Below are 17,777 nucleotides of genomic sequence, written 5' to 3'. Positions count from 1 at the left end.
GAGATTTCGGGTGAAATATCCCCAATGGCTCACCTTTGGGCTTTTGCTTGCCTGTATTCTCCTCTTGGGAGGAATTTTAGCGTCACCAGTTACCTCAAATGAAGTGAGGTCTGATAATGCGACCACGCTTTATGATTACAATGATGAGGTTTTGGCGCGCTACCCGACATCCGATAACTATTGGAGATTGGCTGCCTCCCTGGATGAGATAGACCCGAAGTTCATTCGCGCGCTTCTGGCCATTGAGGATTCCCGCTTCTATACGCATGGCGGCGTAGATATTCTGGCTATAGGTCGAGCCCTGAAAACCTGGTTAAGCTCCGGAGAGGCAAAGTCGGGAGCTTCTACAATCACCATGCAGCTGGTTCGGCAGTATAAACCAAGACCCCGGGTGATGAAATCAAAGGTCATTGAGAGCTTCGCTGCCCTTAAATATGAATTGGTATTTTCAAAGGATGAAATTCTTGAACAATATCTTACGCGAATTTCTTACGGGGGCAACATACAGGGTATTGAGGCGGCAAGCTGGCACTACTTTGAAAAATCGCCAAAACACCTCAATTGGGATGAAATCGGACTTTTGATTGCTTTGCCGCAAGCTCCGGAAGCCCGCCGTCCTGATCGGCATCCTGTTGCAGCAAAAGCGGGGCGCGACCGTATCCTCGCAAAACTGGCCACTGAGGGTGTTCTGACAGAACAATTGGCCCGCGAAGCCATGAACGTTCAGGTTCCACAAATCATACATTCTTTTCCGTCAGATGCAGATATAGGCGGGCCGCTCCTTTCGGCACGTAAACGGGATATTCATAGTTATATTGATCCCAAAATTCAGCAATCCGCGCACCGGGTTCTGGCGCAGTCACTGAAACAGGAAGACCGCGTCGTGAACGCCTCCATTCTGGTCGTTGAGAACAAAACCCGAAATGTTGTTGCCCAGGTGACAGCAGGGGCGCGAGACCATGAGGGCGGCTGGCTTGATTTAACCCGGGCCGTTCGCTCCCCAGGGTCAACACTCAAGCCCTTTATATATGGACTGGCTATGAGCGACGGACAGGCCTCTATGAACAGCACTATTCGTGATGCTCCGACACGTTTCGGAGCCTATCAACCGGAAAACTTTAATCGGCGGTATCATGGCAAGGTGAGATTGCAGGATGCCTTGAAGCACTCTTTGAATGTCCCGGCTGTTGCGGCCCTTGATCAGGTTGGCTCGGCTCGATTTGAAGCGCTTTTGACCTCGGCAGGAGCTATTCCCCGTCTGCCGAAATATCGCCAGGAAGATAGCGGCTTGTCTTTAGCGCTGGGCGGGGCCGGTATGACGGCGGTTGACCTTGCGACGCTTTACACGGCTCTCGCCAATGACGGCGTCGCCAAATCGCTTAATTGGGAGTTAGGACAAAGCCGAACAGAAACGGGCATGCAAATTTTGCCGTCAGACACGGTTCAAAAAATCACCACTGTTTTAGCCTCTGCAACACCGCCGCGAGGTCGCCTGCCAGGCCATTTATCTCAAACCCGCTCAGCAATCGCCTATAAAACAGGGACGTCTTATGGAGCGCGTGATAGTTGGGCGGCGGGCTATACGAAAGATTATACCATTGTCGTTTGGGTGGGTAGACCGGACGGGGCCCCGCGTCCGGGCGAAACAGGCCGCGAGTCAGCGGCTCCCTTACTCTTTGATGTTTTCGATAGTCTGATTGATCGCTCTGCTAGGCCTCTTCGGAGTGTGGACAATCGCATTCGAGAAAGTAAGGCTTTTAAAACGGCTCTGGATGCGGGGCCTCAAATCTCTTTTCCCTCCGATGGGAGTGAGGTGCTTATCCGAAATAGCCGGAAAGATTTAAGGCTTAGAGCTCAATCTTCAAAAACCTTACGGTTTTACGTTGACGGAGAAATATTGGACGCTCAATATGGCGCGGCTACATTCGAACCGAAATCAGCAGGATTTTATACTTTGAAGGTGGTCGATAGTGACGGGCGTTCAAGTTTCTCGCGCTTTCGTGTTCTCCTCGCCGATAATCTCGCAAACGCGCCGTTTTAATTCTACAAGTTCTTCGGCAAACCAATCATGTTTTTTTATCCAACCATTATTTCGCCAGCTGGGATGCGGGAGGGGCATAAGGCCAGGGCCAAAGCTTGGCCATTTTCGTACCGTTTCTGTTAGATTGCGTTCCATTTTGGGGCCAAGATAGCTTTTCACCGCATACATGCCGACGAGAAGTGTGAGCTCAATATTCGATAATGCTTTGGTGAGAGGGTCTTGCCAGAGCGGAGCGCATTCTCTTCTGGGTGGGAGGTCACCGCCATTTATATCCTGACCCGGAAAGCAGAACCCCATGGGCGTTATAGCAAAGAAATCGGGATTATAGAAAGCCGTTTCGTCTACGCCGAGCCAGTCTCTAAGTCGTTTGCCGGAAGGATCATTGAATGGAACCGAGCTGGCATGAGCCAAAGTGCCTGGGGCTTGGCTGATAATACGAATTTTAGATTTTTTAGTCCCCCGCACAATGGGGTTTGGCGTAACAGGTAAAGGCGGATTGGAATGGGCACAGACTTCACAGCGACGAATTGTATCCAATAAAGCATCCGTATTGAGGTTATGAGGCAAATTATTTTGGGAAACTGATGTCATAGCTCTGGTTTAACGCGTTAATATGTTATTGGTTGAATGAAAATTCAGCTCAATGGTTTGAGGTAGTACATGTCAGATAGTTTTTACGCCGATTTAGATAAAGAACTGAAGTCTATCAAAGAGGAGGGGCTTTGGAAAAGCGAGCGCTTGATTACGAGTGATCAGTCCTCTGACATCGATATTACCCAGGACGGGAAAGAGAAAGAAGTTTTGAACTTTTGCGCCAATAATTATCTTGGCCTCGCCAACCATCCCGATTTGATCAAAGCGTCTCAGGATGCAACGAAAGAACATGGTTTCGGTATGGCCTCCGTGCGTTTTATTTGCGGGACGCAAGCTCAGCACCGTGAGCTTGAGAAATCTATCGCAGACTGGCTGGGGTTTGAAGACAGCATACTTTACGCGGCTTGTTTTGATGCCAATGGAGGTCTGTTCGAGCCTTTGCTAGGCCCTGATGACGCCATTATTTCCGATACGCTCAATCACGCTTCGATTATCGATGGCATACGTCTTTGCAAAGCTATGCGGTATCGCTTCAAGACGTCTGATATGGCGGATCTTCGTGAAAAACTCGAAGCTGCGAAAGCCGATGGCGCCCGAAATATTTTGATCGCGACCGATGGAGTCTTTTCTATGGACGGCACGATTGCCAAGCTGGACGAGATCGTTGCGCTTAAAAAAGAATTTGGCGCTCTGCTCATGGTTGATGATTGTCACGCCACAGGATTCCTAGGCGAGAATGGCCGCGGTTCAGCCGAATTTCGCGGTGTCGAAGGCGGTATCGATATCCTTACAGGCACACTCGGCAAAGCGCTTGGCGGCGCGATGGGCGGATTTACCTGCGCAAAACAATCCGTAATTGATATGCTGCGCCAACGCTCGCGGCCTTACCTGTTTTCTAATTCTCTGGCCCCTGGTCTCGTCGGGGCGAGTCTGAAAGCGATTGAGTTGGCAAAACAGGGCGATAACCTTCGGAAACAGCTTAAAACCAATTCAGAGCAATTCCGGAAAGGTATGACAGAGGCAGGGTTCACCCTCCCAGAGGGAGAACACCCGATTATTCCTGTCATGTTAGGGGATGCTAATATTGCACAGGAAATGGCGGCAAAACTCTTGGATGAAGGCATTTACGTTATCGGTTTTTTCTTCCCGGTTGTTCCGAAAGGGCAAGCCCGGATTAGAACGCAGATGAGCGCCGCTCATACATCAGAACAAATTGACCGCACCATTGCTGCCTTTACCAAGGTCGGCAAAGAGCTAGGAGTGATTTAATGGCTAAGACCCTTCCAAAAACCATGAAGGCCCTTGTCAAAGCCAAGTCTGAAAAAGGCCTCTGGATGGAAGAGGTGCCTGTGCCGGATATCACACCAAATGAAGTGCTAATCAAAATCGAGCGCACGGCCATTTGCGGTACGGATATGCATATCTATCAATGGGATGAGTGGGCGCAGAAAAATGTGCCTGTTCCGCTTGTGGTGGGGCATGAATATGGGGGACATGTCGTGGCTGTCGGTTCGACTGTTACCCGCGTTAAAGTCGGAGATCGCGTCAGCGGAGAAGGCCATGTGGTAGGCCGGAAATCCCGGAATGCACGGGCAGGGCGGTTTCACCTCGATCCGGACACGAAAGGCATAGGCGTGAATTTGCCCGGCGCGTTTGCCGAATATCTGGCGCTCCCTGAATTTAACGTTATCCCTTTGGGTAAGGATTTTCCCCTGGAGATTGCCTCCATTCTCGACCCGCTCGGCAATGCGGTGCATACGACTCTGGCGTTTGATCTCGTCGGTGAGGACGTTCTGATTACGGGCGCTGGGCCTATCGGCATTATGGCAGCGGCTGTGGCCGAACGCGCAGGGGCGCGGCGAATTGTTCTGACAGATATTAATGACTGGCGTTTGGACTTTGCCAAAACGCTCACGACCCGGACGCGCATGGTCAACACAATGAATGAAGATCTGAAAAAGGTCATGGACGAAATCGGCCTGGATGAAGGGTTTGACGTAGGGCTGGAAATGAGCGGCGCGGAGCCTGCCTTCAACCAAATGCTGGACTGCATGTTGATGGGCGGTAACATCGCCATGCTCGGTATTCCGGCCAAGCCTTACCCTGTGGACTTCGGTAAAATTGTTGGAAAAGCGCTGACTTTACGCGGCATATATGGACGCCAAATGTACGAGACTTGGTATAAAATGCTGGCTTTGATTGATGGCGGCCTGGATATGAGCCCGCTCATTACCCACCGTTTTGCGGCGACAGAGTTTCAAAAGGCCTTTGACCTTATGGAAACGGGTAAATCAGGAAAGGTCATTCTGGATTGGACGCAAGTGTGACCGAGGAACATGTGCTGTTAGAAGGCTATCAGGAACTCACCGAAGAGCAGATGCAGCAACGCGCAGAAGCTGTCCTGAACCGTCTTAAAACACGCCGAACTATACGGGATTTCTCCGACAAACCTGTCTCGAAAGATATTATAGAAACCTGCATTAAAGCCGCTGGAACAGCTCCGAGCGGAGCCAATCACCAACCCTGGCACTTCGTGGCGATTTCCAATCCTGAAATGAAACGTAAAATTCGTATCGCAGCCGAAACCGAAGAAGCGGAATTTTATGGGGGCCGCGCATCTGAAGAATGGCTACATGCATTAGCTCCTCTAGGGACAAATGAGAGTAAGCCTTTTCTCGAAACCGCGCCGTGGTTGATTGCGGTCTTTGCTCAACGCCGAGGCGGTGAGGTTGTTGGTCAGGATAAGAAAAATTATTACGTCACGGAATCTGTTGGGCTCGCCACCGGACTACTTATTACAGCATTGCACTCTGCGGGCCTCGGAACTCTCACGCATACGCCCGCCCCGATGGGTTTTCTTAGAGACATTTGCGGCCGGCCGGACAATGAGAAACCTTTCGTTTTGATGGTTGTGGGCCATCCGGCAAAGAGCGCTACTGTTCCGAAGCATGCTTTGATAAAAAAAGGACTTGAGGATATTTCAACTTTTATAGAGTGAGATAAAGCTAGGCGTTATGATTTAACGCATTCTAGACCTGCAAATTCGCGACTTGCGTAATGAAGATGAGCGGCGCATAGGCCCGAAATGACACAGACGAAACCCGTAAAACGCGATAGCATGAAATTGCCAATTCCTCTTTGGGAGTTTGTGGCAATGATGGCAGCGGTATTCGGACTTCAGGCGCTTGGCATTGATGTGATGCTGCCTGCCCTGTCTCTCATTGGCGAAGAACTTCAAATTGCCAATCCAAATGACCAACAGCTCATCGTCTTTGCTTTCATTTTAGGGTTTGGATTTCCGCAACTTGTTTTCGGGCCCATTTCTGATCGTTTTGGGCGGAAAGTCTTATTACAGGTCTCTTTAATTGGCTATTTCCTGACGTCTTTCATGTGCATGATTGCGCCTAGTTTTTACTGGCTTCTGGCATTCCGATTTATTCAGGGGATAACCTGTGCCGGGACGCGGGTCGCGGCAGGGGCGGTCATTCGTGACCTGTCTGCGGGACGCGCCATGGCTCGCATTATGTCTCTCGTTTATACGGTCTTTATGATAGTGCCGATTATTGCCCCGGCTTTAGGGACGCTCGTCATGACGGTGGCTCCATGGGAATGGATATTTGGCGTCCTGGGCGCGTTTTCATTTTTGGTCTTTATATGGACGCAATTTCGTCTCCCTCAAACTTTGCCCGACGAGGATCGCCGTCCATTCAGTCTGAAAAGCATTAGAGAAGCCTTTCATGCCGTGCTGACAAACCGTGTTAGTTTCGGATATATGATAGCAAGCGGCGTTATCTTTGGATGCCTATTTTCCTTCATTGGCGCGTCTGAGCAGGTCTTTGATGACGTCTTTGGGCGCGGCGATAGGTTTTGGATATGGTTTGCCGGCATCGCGGGGGTATTGGCGGTCATGAATTACAGCAATAGCCGTGTCGTGGACAAATGGGGCATGAGGCGTATCAGCCATGCCGTCGTTCTCGTTTTTATCGCCTTGTCTCTGGTAAATTTATTGTGGATGCAGTTTGTAGGCCAAGACTTCTGGGTGTTTTATATCTTGTTTGCGATGACATTCGCTTGTTTTGGAATGATGGGAGCAAATTTCACGTCATTGGCGCTCGAACCTATGGGTAAAATTGCCGGAACCGCAAATGCGGTTTACGGCTTTATCACCATGACTTTATCGAGCCTGTTAGGCATTATCGTTGCCCGAGTTTTCGACGGGACCGTACGTCCTCTCCTGATCGCCTATGTGCTTTTAGGGCTTATCAGTTTGAGCGTCATTCTCTTCACTGAGAAAGGAAAACTCTTCGGCGTCGGGGAGGGGAAAGAGGCCTAAGCGGCCCCTTCCAAATCGAAGTCTTTATATTCCTCTTTTAATTCCCGTTTAAGAATTTTACCAGTTGCGCCGAGAGGCAGGGCCTCTACGAAAACAATCGCATCGGGCATCCACCATTTGGCGCACTTGCGTTCAATACAGGCTTTAATCTCATCCTTATCAGGGGTTTTGCCAGGAACAGGCTGAACCACAAGGAAAGGGCGCTCCTGCCACTTTGGATGATGCAGCCCAATGCAGGCTGCCATAGCCACATCAGGATGGTCTGAGGCCGCATTTTCGACTTCTATAGAGCTGACCCATTCACCACCGGATTTGATGACATCTTTAGACCGGTCCGTAATTTCCATATAGCCTTTGGGATGTAATACCCCGACATCGCCTGTGCGGAACCAACCATCTTCCGTGAAATTTTCTGCTCCAGCGCCTTTGAAATAGCCACTGGCGATCCAGGGACCGCGCACATGCAGGTGACCTTCGGCTTCGCCGTCTTGCGGTAAAACATTTCCTTCATCATCGACTATACGCATATCTACGCCGAATATACGGCGGCCAGCCATAAGTTTATGGGCCACCTGATCTTCATAATCGTCATTCTCTGTTCCCGGGTAAGGCGAGTAAGTTGTTCCCAGAGGAGAAGTTTCGGTCATACCCCAGCCCTGTTGCATCGGAATGCCTAAGTCCAATTCATAAGCACGCAACAAGCTTTCGGGCAAAGCGGAACCACCGACCAAGGCCTTTTTGACTGTCTTAAGCTCAATGTTGTTTTCCTTGGCATGGTTGTAAATCCCCAGCCAAACAGTCGGAACGCCCGCCATGAGGGTTACGCCTTCCTGATTGATCATTTTACAGAGATTGGCGCCGTCAAGTCCGGGACCCGGCATGACAAGTTTTGCGCCGACCATTGCCGCGGAGTAAACCAGACCCCAGGCAGAGACGTGGAACATAGGCACAACGCCCAAAATTGTATCTAAGGAGCCGCCGCCAATAACGTCTTGGAAACACCCCGCCATGGCATGGAGAATAGTTGAGCGGTGAGAATAAAGGACGCCTTTGGGGTCCCCTGTTGTGCCCGAAGTGTAACAAAGCGTGCAAGCCGTGTTCTCGTCAAACTGCTCCCATTCTATGGTTTCAGACGCCTCTGCAATGAAGCTCTCATAGTCTTCGACTTCGGTTTTGTAGTCCGGCATATTCTCTTTGTCAGTGAGGCAAATCCATTTTTTAACTGTCGGGCACATCGCCGAAACGCCGTCCACAATTGGGCCAAATGTAGTGTCGAACATCAGCATGCTGTCCTCAGCATGATTGACCATCCAGGCGATTTGCTTCGGCTTCAGACGAGGATTGATCGTGTGAACGATCGCGCCAATCGAGGAAACAGCGTAATAGACTTCGATATGGCGATAATTATTCCAAGCAATTGTGGCAACACGGTCGCCTTTTTTGACGCCTGCCTCGAGTAAGGCATTGGCGAGTTTTCGGACGCGAACGGCGCATTCTCCCCAATTATAGGTATGCTCCGTCATATCCGTATTGAGAGTGTAGATTTCGCGGTTCTTATGAACTGTGGCTGCATGTTCGATCAGATCACTGATCATCAAATCATGCTTCATCATCAAGCCGTGCATAATTATCCCCATTTTACATATTGTACGTTTAGACTTTTCTTTCCACGCGTATCAACTACCGTCAATGGCCTAGCGCGTCTGAGGAGATTAATTTATGAATAGCCTAGTGCCCAAATTTGAAGATGTCCTCGCGGCATCAAAGCGATTGAGTTCTCACGCCGTTGAGACCCCCCTGCTGCAATCCGATAAAATTAGTAAACTTTGCGGGTGCCAAGTTTTTTTAAAGGCCGAGGCCAAGCAAAAAGGCGGTGCATTTAAGTATCGCGGCGCACGTAACCGCCTATCGCAACTATCGGCTGAAGAGGCGCGGTTGGGCGTCGTGGCCTTTTCTTCAGGCAATCACGCCATTGGAGTAGCGATTTCGGCAAAGGAGCTAAGCATTCCAGCCTTGATTGTCATGCCTAAGGACGCCCCAAAGGTAAAAGTTGAAACAGTGCTCTCATATGGCGCGGAAATTCGTTTTTATGACAGATTGACAGAGAGCCGTGAAAAAATTGCTGAAGAGATTTCGCGTGTAACAGGGCGCGCTATCGTGCCGTCTTTCGATGACCCTTATATTATTTCCGGGCAGGGAAGCATAGGTATCGAAGTGGCAAAGCAATGCCCGGATCTAAACGCAATAATCGTCTGCATGGGCGGAGGGGGTATGTGCGCGGGGATAAGCTTGGCGATTGGTGAGCTTTGCCCAAAGGCGAAAATCTACGGCGCTGAGCCCGAAAATTACAATGATCATCAGATGTCCCTTGAGGCCGGGGAGAGAGTCAGTCTGTCTTCTCCTCCCGCAACGCTATGCGACGCATTGATGACCCCGCAGCCGGGTGAGCTGACCTGGGCCATAAATTCAAAATCGCTATCGGGTGTGTTTACGGTGAGTGACGAAGACTGCTTGCGCGCCATGGCAATCGTCAAACGTGAACTGGATTTGACCTTGGAGCCGGGCGGGGCCGTAGCGATTGCCTCGCTCTTACGGTACAAACCTTTTAACTCTGGCGAGAAAGTTGTGGCAATCGGCTCAGGCGGAAATGTGGATGATGCGGTGTTAAATCGCGCTCTAGCTATCTAAGCTTATATTCTATCGCTGACCTTGGCGTAAATCACGTTCGAGATAGAGCGGCGAGCTATTGCCGTTGAGGCGGGCGCGATAAACCTGCATGTTTTCCAGAACCCGTTGGACATAGTTGCGGGTTTCGGAAAATGGCGTAGATTCAATCCAGTCTATAGGATCGATTTCTCCTGATCGGGGGTCGCCATAGGTTTCTATCCACTGCTTGGCGCGATGAGGCCCAGCGTTATAAGAAACGGCTGCTAGAATGTAGGAACCGTCCCAACGCTCCAGCAGATCATTGAGGTGATAAGCCCCAAGCTGCGCGGAGTATTCAGCGTCACTCAGAAGTCTCGTCTGGCTGTAGGGAACGTTGTGTTTACGGGCCGTGTAACGCGCTGTTGAATCGATCATCTGCATCAGTCCGTAAGCCTGCGCGGAGCTTATGGCGTTTGTTTCAAATTCTGTTTCCTGCCGCGCAATCGCATAGACAAAGGCTGTTTCAAATTGACTTGGCAAAGCTTCAATAATCGGAACTCTCGGATAGCCAGACTCCGTTAGCATCGTTTGAAAACGAGAAGCCTGCTTAGCCGCTCTCAGAGACGGGCGCATATACCCATAATTTTTTGAAATGGTGGCTAGGGCGGAAAGCTCAGGTAAGGTTTCTAAACTATCGTCGAGGTGAAAAGCAATTTGCGAAAAAAGCCGCTCCTCTCCGATTTCCCCCAATAGCTGCATGGCTTTGACCCGTTCGTCCTTTTTCAAAGAGTCGAGCTCAGACTGGGAAGGTGGTTCTGGGGGTAAATTCAGCGTAGCAGTGCCGTTCCCTATTTCCAGAGCGGCTAATTGACCATAAAACGTATTCGGGTGTTTTGCGGCCTCAAAAAAACTTATGTCGGCCTCTGCGCCTGTTTGAGCGCGGCCTAGCCAATAATACCCTCTAGCTAGAGAAATCGGGGTGGAGACCGCCTCAGCGAGTTTGCGAAAATGAATTTGCGCCTGTTCGGCATTGCCTAATTTTCTTAAAGCCAGCCATCCAGCTAGAAACTCGGCTTCCGCAAAATCAGCTCCGTCTTCAAAACCGTGACCCAATACGATATCATAGGCTTCGGGAAAGCGTTTCTCACTAATCAACCAGTATGCCATTATCTGTCTTTCGCGCCAGATAGAAGCTTTTCCTTCGTCATTTATCGGTGCGCCGGGAATTTCCTGGAGCAGGGGAAGGGCGTAATCCTTGGAGCGTTTCCGTCGACGCCATTTCGCCCGTTCATATAAAAGCCCCGAATCGGATTGATAATTCGAGGGAACAGAAGCAATAGCGGCGTCCATGCCAGCACGGTCTGCTGCAACCCTTATTCGGGCGTCCATTAGCTTGCGTTCATCCCGATCCATAAAAGGCAGAAGCGCTTGGGCGCTATCCAGATACCAACGGCCATTCCAGATAAGATGGTCGGCGCGGCGTGCATGATCTTCGGGCGTAAGCTTGGTTCGAAATTCCGAAAATAATTCCTGTTGTCTGGAACGCGTGAGTTTGGCGTCTCGCCAAGCGGAGCGGAGCCACATATCAGCGGTTTCGTCGTTACCGCGCGCGTAATGTGCTCGGGCTAACGCAGCGCGTCCTTCTCCGGAGACGGGAGCTTCGCCTTCAAACCAGTCAATCGCGTCTTTTGGCGAAAGAGGGGTGTCAAACATCTCTGATTCAGCACGAGCCCGGATGGTGATTTGACGGGGCCAGTCAGAAAGCTCCTGCGCGGCTTCCGTCAGTGTTTCGAAGGGAGCGTTCCGGTCTTGGGTCGCCCGAACCCAAGTTAGGAGATTTTGAGCGGTTTTATCCTCGATACCGCGTTTATAAAGCTCGAACTCCAGCCAGTCATCACGATTGGCGGCGCTGATAGCCTTACGCAGACTCAGGGCCTCCTGGTCGGAAAGGAAATTTGAAAGCGCCGGCGCTGTTGGTTTGATGCGAGGCTCTACATCCGGAGCGGCGAAAGCGGTTTGGGCTCCTGTGAGAGCTAAAAGTCCGATTATTGTCGCGGAAAGAACATTCTTTCGGCAGAATGATTTTACAGAGTTTGGCAAAGCGGGGCTTGCTTGGTAGGATGAAAGAAAGTTATGACGTTTGAGCATTATCCGTCTGTAAATCCTTAAAAAATTCGAACCCCATTGATTCGAATAGCTACATGAAAGAGCAAAATGATAAAAGGTTCGATAACAGCCCTTGTAACACCGTTTAAAGACAACCGCGTCGATGAGAAATCGTTCCAGAGTTTCATCGATTGGCAAATAAAAAATGGTACACATGGCCTTGTCCCATGCGGAACAACAGGTGAGTCAGCCACTTTGACCGACGCTGAACACCGCCGGGTTATCGCCCTTTGTGTCGAGGCGGCCGCAGGACGTGTCCCCGTAATTGCCGGGGCCGGGTCAAATGAAACGGCTGTCTCCAAAGCCTATGCCCGTCACGCCAAGGAAGAGGGTGCGGATGCTATCCTTGTCGTTACCCCTTATTATAACAAACCCAATCAGGAAGGTATTTATCAGCATTTCAAAGCGATATCGGAATCTGTTGATGTACCGATTGTCGTTTATAATATCCCGGGCCGAAGTGTTGTGGATATAACAAATGAGACTATGGGCCGGCTTTCAAAACTACCTACCGTTATCGGCTGCAAGGACGCGACTGGCGATGTTGGACGCGTTCAAGGATTGATTGACCGCTGCGGAGAAGATTTCATTCAGCTTTCGGGTGATGATCCAAGCTCTCTCGGCCATTCCGCTCACGGCGGAAAAGGGGCCATTTCGGTCGGGTCCAATATCGCTCCGAAGGCCTATTCCGATATGCATGAAGCGCTATTGAGCGGAGATTTTGTTAAGGCAAAATCCCTGAATGCGAAGTTGGATCGCCTGCACAAAGACTTATTTCTATGCCCAAGCCCGGCGCCTGCTAAATACGCGCTTTCCTTGATGGGCAAAATGGAACCGACCGTTCGCCTGCCCATTGTGCCCTGTACAGACGCGACACAACGTGCGGTAGAAGCCGCAATGGAACGCGCTGGCATATCGCTTTAACAGAAAATATTTGACTGATTTATGGCCAAAGCCAAAGATAATGCTCCTAAAACCCTCGTCGCGGATAATCGCCGTGCTCGGTATGAATATGCCGTTGAGGATAATATGGAGGCGGGCATTCAACTGCTCGGTACAGAGGTTAAAGCGCTGCGCGAAGGCCGCGCCAATATTGCGGAAGCCTATGTAAGTGTCGAAGGTGATGAGGCTTGGCTGATAAACGCAAATATCCCGATTTATGCCCCAGCCAGTCAGTTCAATCATGCCCCTACGCGTCCTCGGAAACTTCTCTTAAAGCGCAAGCAGATCAATGTTTTGTTAGGCGAAACTCAACGAAAGGGACGAACTATCGTCCCGTTAAAGCTGTATTTTAACAAGGCCGGCATAGCAAAGCTTCTAATCGGAATCGCGACAGGTAAACAAACTCATGATAAACGCGAAACTCAGAAAAAGCGTGACTGGCAAAGACAAAAAGCCCGTTTGATGCGGGAAAATGGCTAATTGTCCAAAAACGTTTTGATTTCCCTGAAAACGTCGAAAAACATTTCTTCAGTCAAACGCTTGGTGTTCGTATTATAGCGAGAGCAATGATAACTTGAGAAAAGCCTTCGGCCGTCCCCAATATCATAGGCCACATTGTGACCAAACGGGTAATCTTTAAGCTTTAACCCAAGGCTTCTAATTGTACTGTCATGAGAGATTTTACCCAGGCAAAGCAGAGCTTTGAGTTTAGGAAGCTCAGACATTTGGCCCAGAAGGTAATCCCGGCAGGTATTGATTTCCTGGCCTACAGGTTTGTTTTGCGGAGGCACACATCGCACGGCATTGGTAATCATGGTGCGGTGTAGAACTAATCCATCCTTCGCATGGCCGTTATATTTCCCGTTTGAAAACCCAAACTCTCCAATGGCTTTATAAAGCAAGTCACCCGCGTAATCCCCTGTAAAAGGGCGTCCTGTGGCATTGGCGCCTTTAAGTCCCGGGGCCAAGCCTATGATGAGACATTCTGCATCCGGATCGCCAAAACTAGGCACCGGTCCATTGAAAAAATCCGGATATTTTTCACGATTTTCAAGAATAAAGGCGCGCAGCCGCGGGCAGCGAGCGCAGTTATAATCCGGCTCTGAACGAAGGCTCACGAGCTATAGGTCCTCATATTCATCTTCATTTTCAGAAGACGAATAGTCCCGTTTTGGACGACCAATTATTTTTCCCATATCGGCAAGTTCAATAAAGTCATTCGCCTGACGACGTAGTTCATCAGCCAGCATGGCGGGTCGTGATTTCAGCGTTGAGATAACGCTTACTCTGACGCCTTTAGCCTGAACGGCTTCAACAACGGCTTTGAAGTCTCCGTCGCCCGTGAATAAGAGGATATGATCGACATGCGGCGCAATCTGCAGCATATCAATCGTCATTTCGATATCCATATTCCCTTTGACGCGGTTGCGTCCATCTCTGTCCGTATAGCTCTTGGCGGGTTTTGTTATGACATGAAAGCCATTGTAATCGAGCCAGTCTATTAAGGGGCGGATGGGCGAATAATCTTCATGATCCAGAAGAGCGGTATAATATTTGGCCTGTATAAGGCGCCCTTTGTTTTTAAATAGGTCTAAGAGTTTTTTATAATCTATATCAAAATCCAGAGTTTTTCCCGAGGAATAAAGGTTTGATCCGTCGATGAACATGGCTATGCGTTCGTCTGGGTAAAAGGCCATAAATGTGCTCAATTAATAAAATGAATAAAAAAATGAATGTCGCTTATATCGCCTTAGGGGCCAATTTGTCCAATCCCGAAACCACCTTCCGTCAGGCGGTGGCCGAAATGAGCGCAAATAAGATCGATATACTAGCCGCTTCTTCACTGTGGCATAGCCCGGCTTGGCCAGCAGGTTTGGGACATCCGGATTATGTGAATGCGGCGTTGAAAGTGTCCACGTCATTAGACGCGGTAGAGCTATTGCGGTGGCTGCACACACTAGAAGCTCAGTTTGGCCGAGAGCGGCTGATCCTGAACGCGCCTCGATCACTTGATTTAGATATCATTGATTACGCAGGGCAGGTGAGAACCGCAAATCCAATTCTGCCTCACCCCCGTTCGCACCAGAGGGCGTTTGTTCTTTTGCCGTTGTTGGAAATAGAAGCCGCGTGGGAGCATCCTGAGTGGGATAAGTCTGCTCTGGAATTATTGGCAGAATTACCCTTAAAAGATGTACTCGATCATGCTGTGATTAAACGAGACTGGCTGAATTCTTGATCTTGCATTCAAGCAGGGCAAACAGTATAGACGCAACTTAATTTCAAATTTGGGCGGCAATGCTGTCCGCAAAAATTTACAGGATGCCCTATGGCTCGCGTTACCGTTGAAGATTGTGTTGAAAAAGTTCCGAATCGTTTTGATCTGGTCCTTCTCGCCTCCCATCGTTCCCGTAACATCGCAGCGGGCTCCTCGCTGACTGTTGATCGTGATAATGATAAAACGCCTGTTGTCGCTTTACGTGAATTGGCCGAAGAAACTCTGGATCTGGATGACTTGCGCGAAAGCCTTGTAACAGGTCTTCAGCGGGTTATTTTTGATGATGACCTTCCGGATGAAGAAGAAGACACACCGGTTCTCGCAATCGGTCATGAGGATAGCGCCGCTCCAACAGAAATGGATGAGGCCGATCTTCTTCGCGCTCTACAGGGTGACCGCGACAATGACAGTTCATCCCGTTTTTAGGGAAATTAAAATATTATAATTATAAGGCCGTCCTTCAGGGCGGCTTTTTTTATATTTACCGTGCAAATCATTTGATAGGTTTGCCTAAGCGCTTATATAAAAAGAGTGAATTCTGTGAGCTTGGATACTGCAACGGCCACGAAAGCCCCAGGGCCTCGATTTCTTCGTCAATTCGAGCTGGTTGAACGTGTTCGCAAATATGACCCCACGGCGAATGAAGCGCTTTTGAACAAGGCTTATGTTTTCTCTATCAAGGCGCATGGGGACCAGAAACGGCATTCGGGTGATCCCTATTATGCTCACCCTATTGAAGTCGCAGGAATTTTAGCGGATTTGCATCTGGATGTTGCGACCGTTTGCACGGCGCTGCTTCATGACGTTCTTGAAGATACCGATACGACTTTTGAACAATTGGCAAAGGAGTTTACGCCGGAGATCGCTGAACTCGTCGACGGCGTTACAAAGCTTGGTCAACTTAGCATTCCGAATGCGACCCGTGAGCGGGCTCAGGCTGAAAACTTTCAGAAATTTGTTCTCGCTATTAGTAAAGATGTGCGTGTTCTATTGGTCAAGCTTTGTGACCGTCTTCATAATATGCGGACATTGCAGCACCATCCCAAGCCCGAATCCCGCAAGAGGATAGCAACGGAAACTCTTGATATATATGCCCCTTTAGCGCGTCGGGTCGGTATGGATAGGGTTTGTGCAGAGCTTGAGGATTTGTCCTTTCGTTACATCAATACCTCTGCATTTGAGTCCATTGAGCGTCGATTGATTGATTGGCGGGAAACACAAGGTGAGGCTATTTCGGAGATATCAACGGCTTTACGGACACACTTTGACAAGGCCGGTATCAAAGCAAGAATTTATGGCCGCGAAAAACGCGCTTATGCCATCTGGCGAAAACTACAGCGACAGAATATCAGTTTTGAGGATGTCGCGGATATTTATGCTTTTCGTATCATCGTTCAAAACCGGGATGTATGCTATCAGGCTCTTGGACTTTTGCACTCTGTTTACCGCGCCGTTCCGGAGCGTTTCCGGGATTTTATCTCTGTCCCGAAACCCAATGGATATCAGTCTCTTCACACCACGATAAGAACCCCCGACAATCGTCGGGTTGAATTACAGATCCGGACCGAACGGATGGAAGACGTGGCTGAACGCGGCGTGGCGGCGCATTGGGCCTATAAGAATGACAGCTATGCTTATGATCCGGATCGGGCGTTGGAAAGCGGCGGTGATCCGCTGAAACGCATCCGTCCTCTCGTGGAGATGATGGAGCAGAGCGGTGACGCCGATGAATTTTTAGAACATGCCAAGCTTGAAATGTTCACGGATCAGGTTTTTACCTTCACGCCCAAGGGAGATTTGATCGCTCTACCCAGAGGGGCCATGCCTTTGGACTTTGCTTATGCCGTTCATACCAAAGTAGGCGATACTTGTATCGGGGCATTGGTAAATGGCCAGAAACATCCCTTGCGTAAAGTTTTGAAAAACGGAGATGTTGTTAAAATTATTCGGGGCGGAGAGGCGGAAGCGCTAGACGGATGGGAAAATCTGGTCGTGACAGGGAAAGCCCGTTCCGCGCTGAGGCGCCTGACTCGCACGGGCGAGGCGGAAGAGTTTGCCCGAACAGGTGAGCTTTTGGCCAAACATGCCTTTGCTCGAGAAGGACTGACGTTCTCAGACGCCTTAATGCGTGATGCCGTTAAGCGCTCCAATGCGGAGAGTGTCGAGGACTTTTTTGAAGATTTGGGACGAGGGAAGCTCTCTCTAACAGCATTTATGGAGCTGGTATTTCCCGCACGGAAAAAAGAGCCCACAAAACCAATTCAGTTGAGGCGAGAAGTCATTCAGGACTCAACAGCCCGCTTATATGTTAAGGGTGACGGTTTGCGCGAAGGGGTAAGTCTTCATCTTTCTGGATGCTGCTCTCCTATTCCGGGTGATCGTATTATTGGTTTGCAGAATACGGATGATGATAAGGGCGGCATCAAGATACACACGATTGATTGCGAGACTTTGTCCTCGACAGATGTTGATCCTGAAGACTGGCTTGACTTGGGGTGGCGCCGAAGTGCTGATCAGTCCTCAGCGACAGGGCGTTTGACAGTAACGGTCGAACACGTTCCGGGGGCGCTGGCGGACCTCACTAAAATAATTGGCGAATCCGAAGGCAACCTCGTCAATATTAAAACCGTAAAACGCAGTCCCATTTTTTTCGATATGGTGATGGATGTCGAAGTGCGGGATAATCGACATCTCGTGCAAATTATTGCTGCTCTACGCGCAAGCGCCTATGTCATCTCGGCCGAGCGGGTCCGAGGCGAAACTGTGACGACTAAATAACG

At 49.8% G+C, this 17,777-nt stretch carries 16 protein-coding genes; 11 read left to right on the top strand and 5 right to left on the bottom strand.

The annotated features are described in order from the left end of the window. The first annotated feature begins 10 nt into the window (after window positions 1-10). Window positions 11-2,041, top strand: coding sequence for a penicillin-binding protein 1C (gene pbpC, locus ACN0IC_RS08380; protein WP_416878322.1), 2,031 nt, complete (start codon window positions 11-13; stop codon window positions 2,039-2,041). Here pbpC and ACN0IC_RS08375 read toward each other — a convergent pair. After that, entirely contained in the window at window positions 1,982-2,632 is a 651-nt protein-coding gene (locus tag ACN0IC_RS08375) for a uracil-DNA glycosylase family protein (RefSeq protein WP_416878321.1), read from the bottom strand. The two genes, pbpC and ACN0IC_RS08375, sit on opposite strands and share 60 nt — an antisense overlap. A gap of 69 nt (window positions 2,633-2,701) precedes the next feature. Between ACN0IC_RS08375 and kbl the strand changes: the two genes are divergently transcribed. From kbl to ACN0IC_RS08355, 4 genes are all read left to right on the top strand, one after another. After that, the gene (gene kbl / locus ACN0IC_RS08370) at window positions 2,702-3,904 is read left to right on the top strand and encodes a glycine C-acetyltransferase (protein WP_416878320.1); all 1,203 of its coding nucleotides are present in this window, start codon (window positions 2,702-2,704) and stop codon (window positions 3,902-3,904) included. A gap of 23 nt (window positions 3,905-3,927) precedes the next feature. After that, window positions 3,928-4,962 (top strand): L-threonine 3-dehydrogenase, encoded by a 1,035-nt coding sequence (gene tdh / locus ACN0IC_RS08365; RefSeq protein WP_416878396.1) that lies wholly within the window; start codon window positions 3,928-3,930, stop codon window positions 4,960-4,962. A gap of 50 nt (window positions 4,963-5,012) precedes the next feature. Further along, entirely contained in the window at window positions 5,013-5,633 is a 621-nt protein-coding gene (locus tag ACN0IC_RS08360; protein ID WP_416878395.1) for a nitroreductase family protein, read from the top strand. Window positions 5,634-5,720: 87 nt separating this feature from the next. After that, window positions 5,721-6,968, top strand: coding sequence for a multidrug effflux MFS transporter (locus ACN0IC_RS08355; protein WP_416878319.1), 1,248 nt, complete (start codon window positions 5,721-5,723; stop codon window positions 6,966-6,968). On the opposite strand, the gene ACN0IC_RS08350 is transcribed toward ACN0IC_RS08355, so the two are convergent. Further along, the gene (locus tag ACN0IC_RS08350; RefSeq protein WP_416878318.1) at window positions 6,965-8,593 is read right to left on the bottom strand and encodes a long-chain fatty acid--CoA ligase; all 1,629 of its coding nucleotides are present in this window, start codon (window positions 8,591-8,593) and stop codon (window positions 6,965-6,967) included. The two genes, ACN0IC_RS08355 and ACN0IC_RS08350, sit on opposite strands and share 4 nt — an antisense overlap. 94 nt (window positions 8,594-8,687) lie before the next feature. On the opposite strand from ACN0IC_RS08350, the gene ACN0IC_RS08345 reads away from it, so the two are divergent. Then, complete coding sequence (locus ACN0IC_RS08345) at window positions 8,688-9,656, top strand: threonine ammonia-lyase (RefSeq protein WP_416878317.1); 969 nt, start codon at window positions 8,688-8,690, stop codon at window positions 9,654-9,656. Between the two features lie 9 nt (window positions 9,657-9,665). On the opposite strand, the gene ACN0IC_RS08340 is transcribed toward ACN0IC_RS08345, so the two are convergent. Continuing rightward, complete coding sequence (locus ACN0IC_RS08340) at window positions 9,666-11,762, bottom strand: lytic transglycosylase domain-containing protein (protein WP_416878316.1); 2,097 nt, start codon at window positions 11,760-11,762, stop codon at window positions 9,666-9,668. A gap of 66 nt (window positions 11,763-11,828) precedes the next feature. Between ACN0IC_RS08340 and dapA the strand changes: the two genes are divergently transcribed. Next, complete coding sequence (gene dapA / locus ACN0IC_RS08335; RefSeq protein WP_416878315.1) at window positions 11,829-12,704, top strand: 4-hydroxy-tetrahydrodipicolinate synthase; 876 nt, start codon at window positions 11,829-11,831, stop codon at window positions 12,702-12,704. A gap of 21 nt (window positions 12,705-12,725) precedes the next feature. Next, window positions 12,726-13,202, top strand: coding sequence for an SsrA-binding protein SmpB (gene smpB, locus ACN0IC_RS08330; RefSeq protein WP_416878314.1), 477 nt, complete (start codon window positions 12,726-12,728; stop codon window positions 13,200-13,202). Here smpB and ACN0IC_RS08325 read toward each other — a convergent pair. Further along, a complete protein-coding gene (locus ACN0IC_RS08325) occupies window positions 13,199-13,840 on the bottom strand; it encodes a uracil-DNA glycosylase (RefSeq protein ID WP_416878313.1) in 642 nt (213 codons plus the stop codon). The two genes, smpB and ACN0IC_RS08325, sit on opposite strands and share 4 nt — an antisense overlap. A 3-nt stretch (window positions 13,841-13,843) precedes the next feature. Continuing rightward, on the bottom strand, window positions 13,844-14,419 hold the full coding sequence (locus tag ACN0IC_RS08320) for an NYN domain-containing protein (protein ID WP_416878312.1): 576 nt from the start codon (window positions 14,417-14,419) through the stop codon (window positions 13,844-13,846). Window positions 14,420-14,451: 32 nt separating this feature from the next. Here ACN0IC_RS08320 and folK point away from each other — a divergent pair, with 32 nt between their 5' ends. From folK to ACN0IC_RS08305, 3 genes are all read left to right on the top strand, one after another. Next, window positions 14,452-14,958: a 2-amino-4-hydroxy-6-hydroxymethyldihydropteridine diphosphokinase gene (gene folK / locus ACN0IC_RS08315; protein ID WP_416878311.1), complete on the top strand. Its 507-nt coding sequence runs from the start codon at window positions 14,452-14,454 to the stop codon at window positions 14,956-14,958. Window positions 14,959-15,048: 90 nt separating this feature from the next. Further along, the gene (gene rpoZ / locus ACN0IC_RS08310) at window positions 15,049-15,423 is read left to right on the top strand and encodes a DNA-directed RNA polymerase subunit omega (RefSeq protein WP_416878310.1); all 375 of its coding nucleotides are present in this window, start codon (window positions 15,049-15,051) and stop codon (window positions 15,421-15,423) included. A 114-nt stretch (window positions 15,424-15,537) separates the two neighbouring features. Further along, window positions 15,538-17,775 (top strand): RelA/SpoT family protein, encoded by a 2,238-nt coding sequence (locus tag ACN0IC_RS08305; protein ID WP_416878309.1) that lies wholly within the window; start codon window positions 15,538-15,540, stop codon window positions 17,773-17,775. Window positions 17,776-17,777 lie beyond the last annotated feature (2 nt).

Origin of the sequence: Litorimonas sp. (genome assembly GCA_029936425.1) — a bacterium.
In the GTDB taxonomy this organism is placed as follows: Bacteria; Pseudomonadota; Alphaproteobacteria; order Caulobacterales; family Maricaulaceae; genus Litorimonas.
The sequence above is the reverse complement of the archived record's forward strand: the minus strand, read 5'-3'. Positions and strand labels throughout refer to the sequence as shown.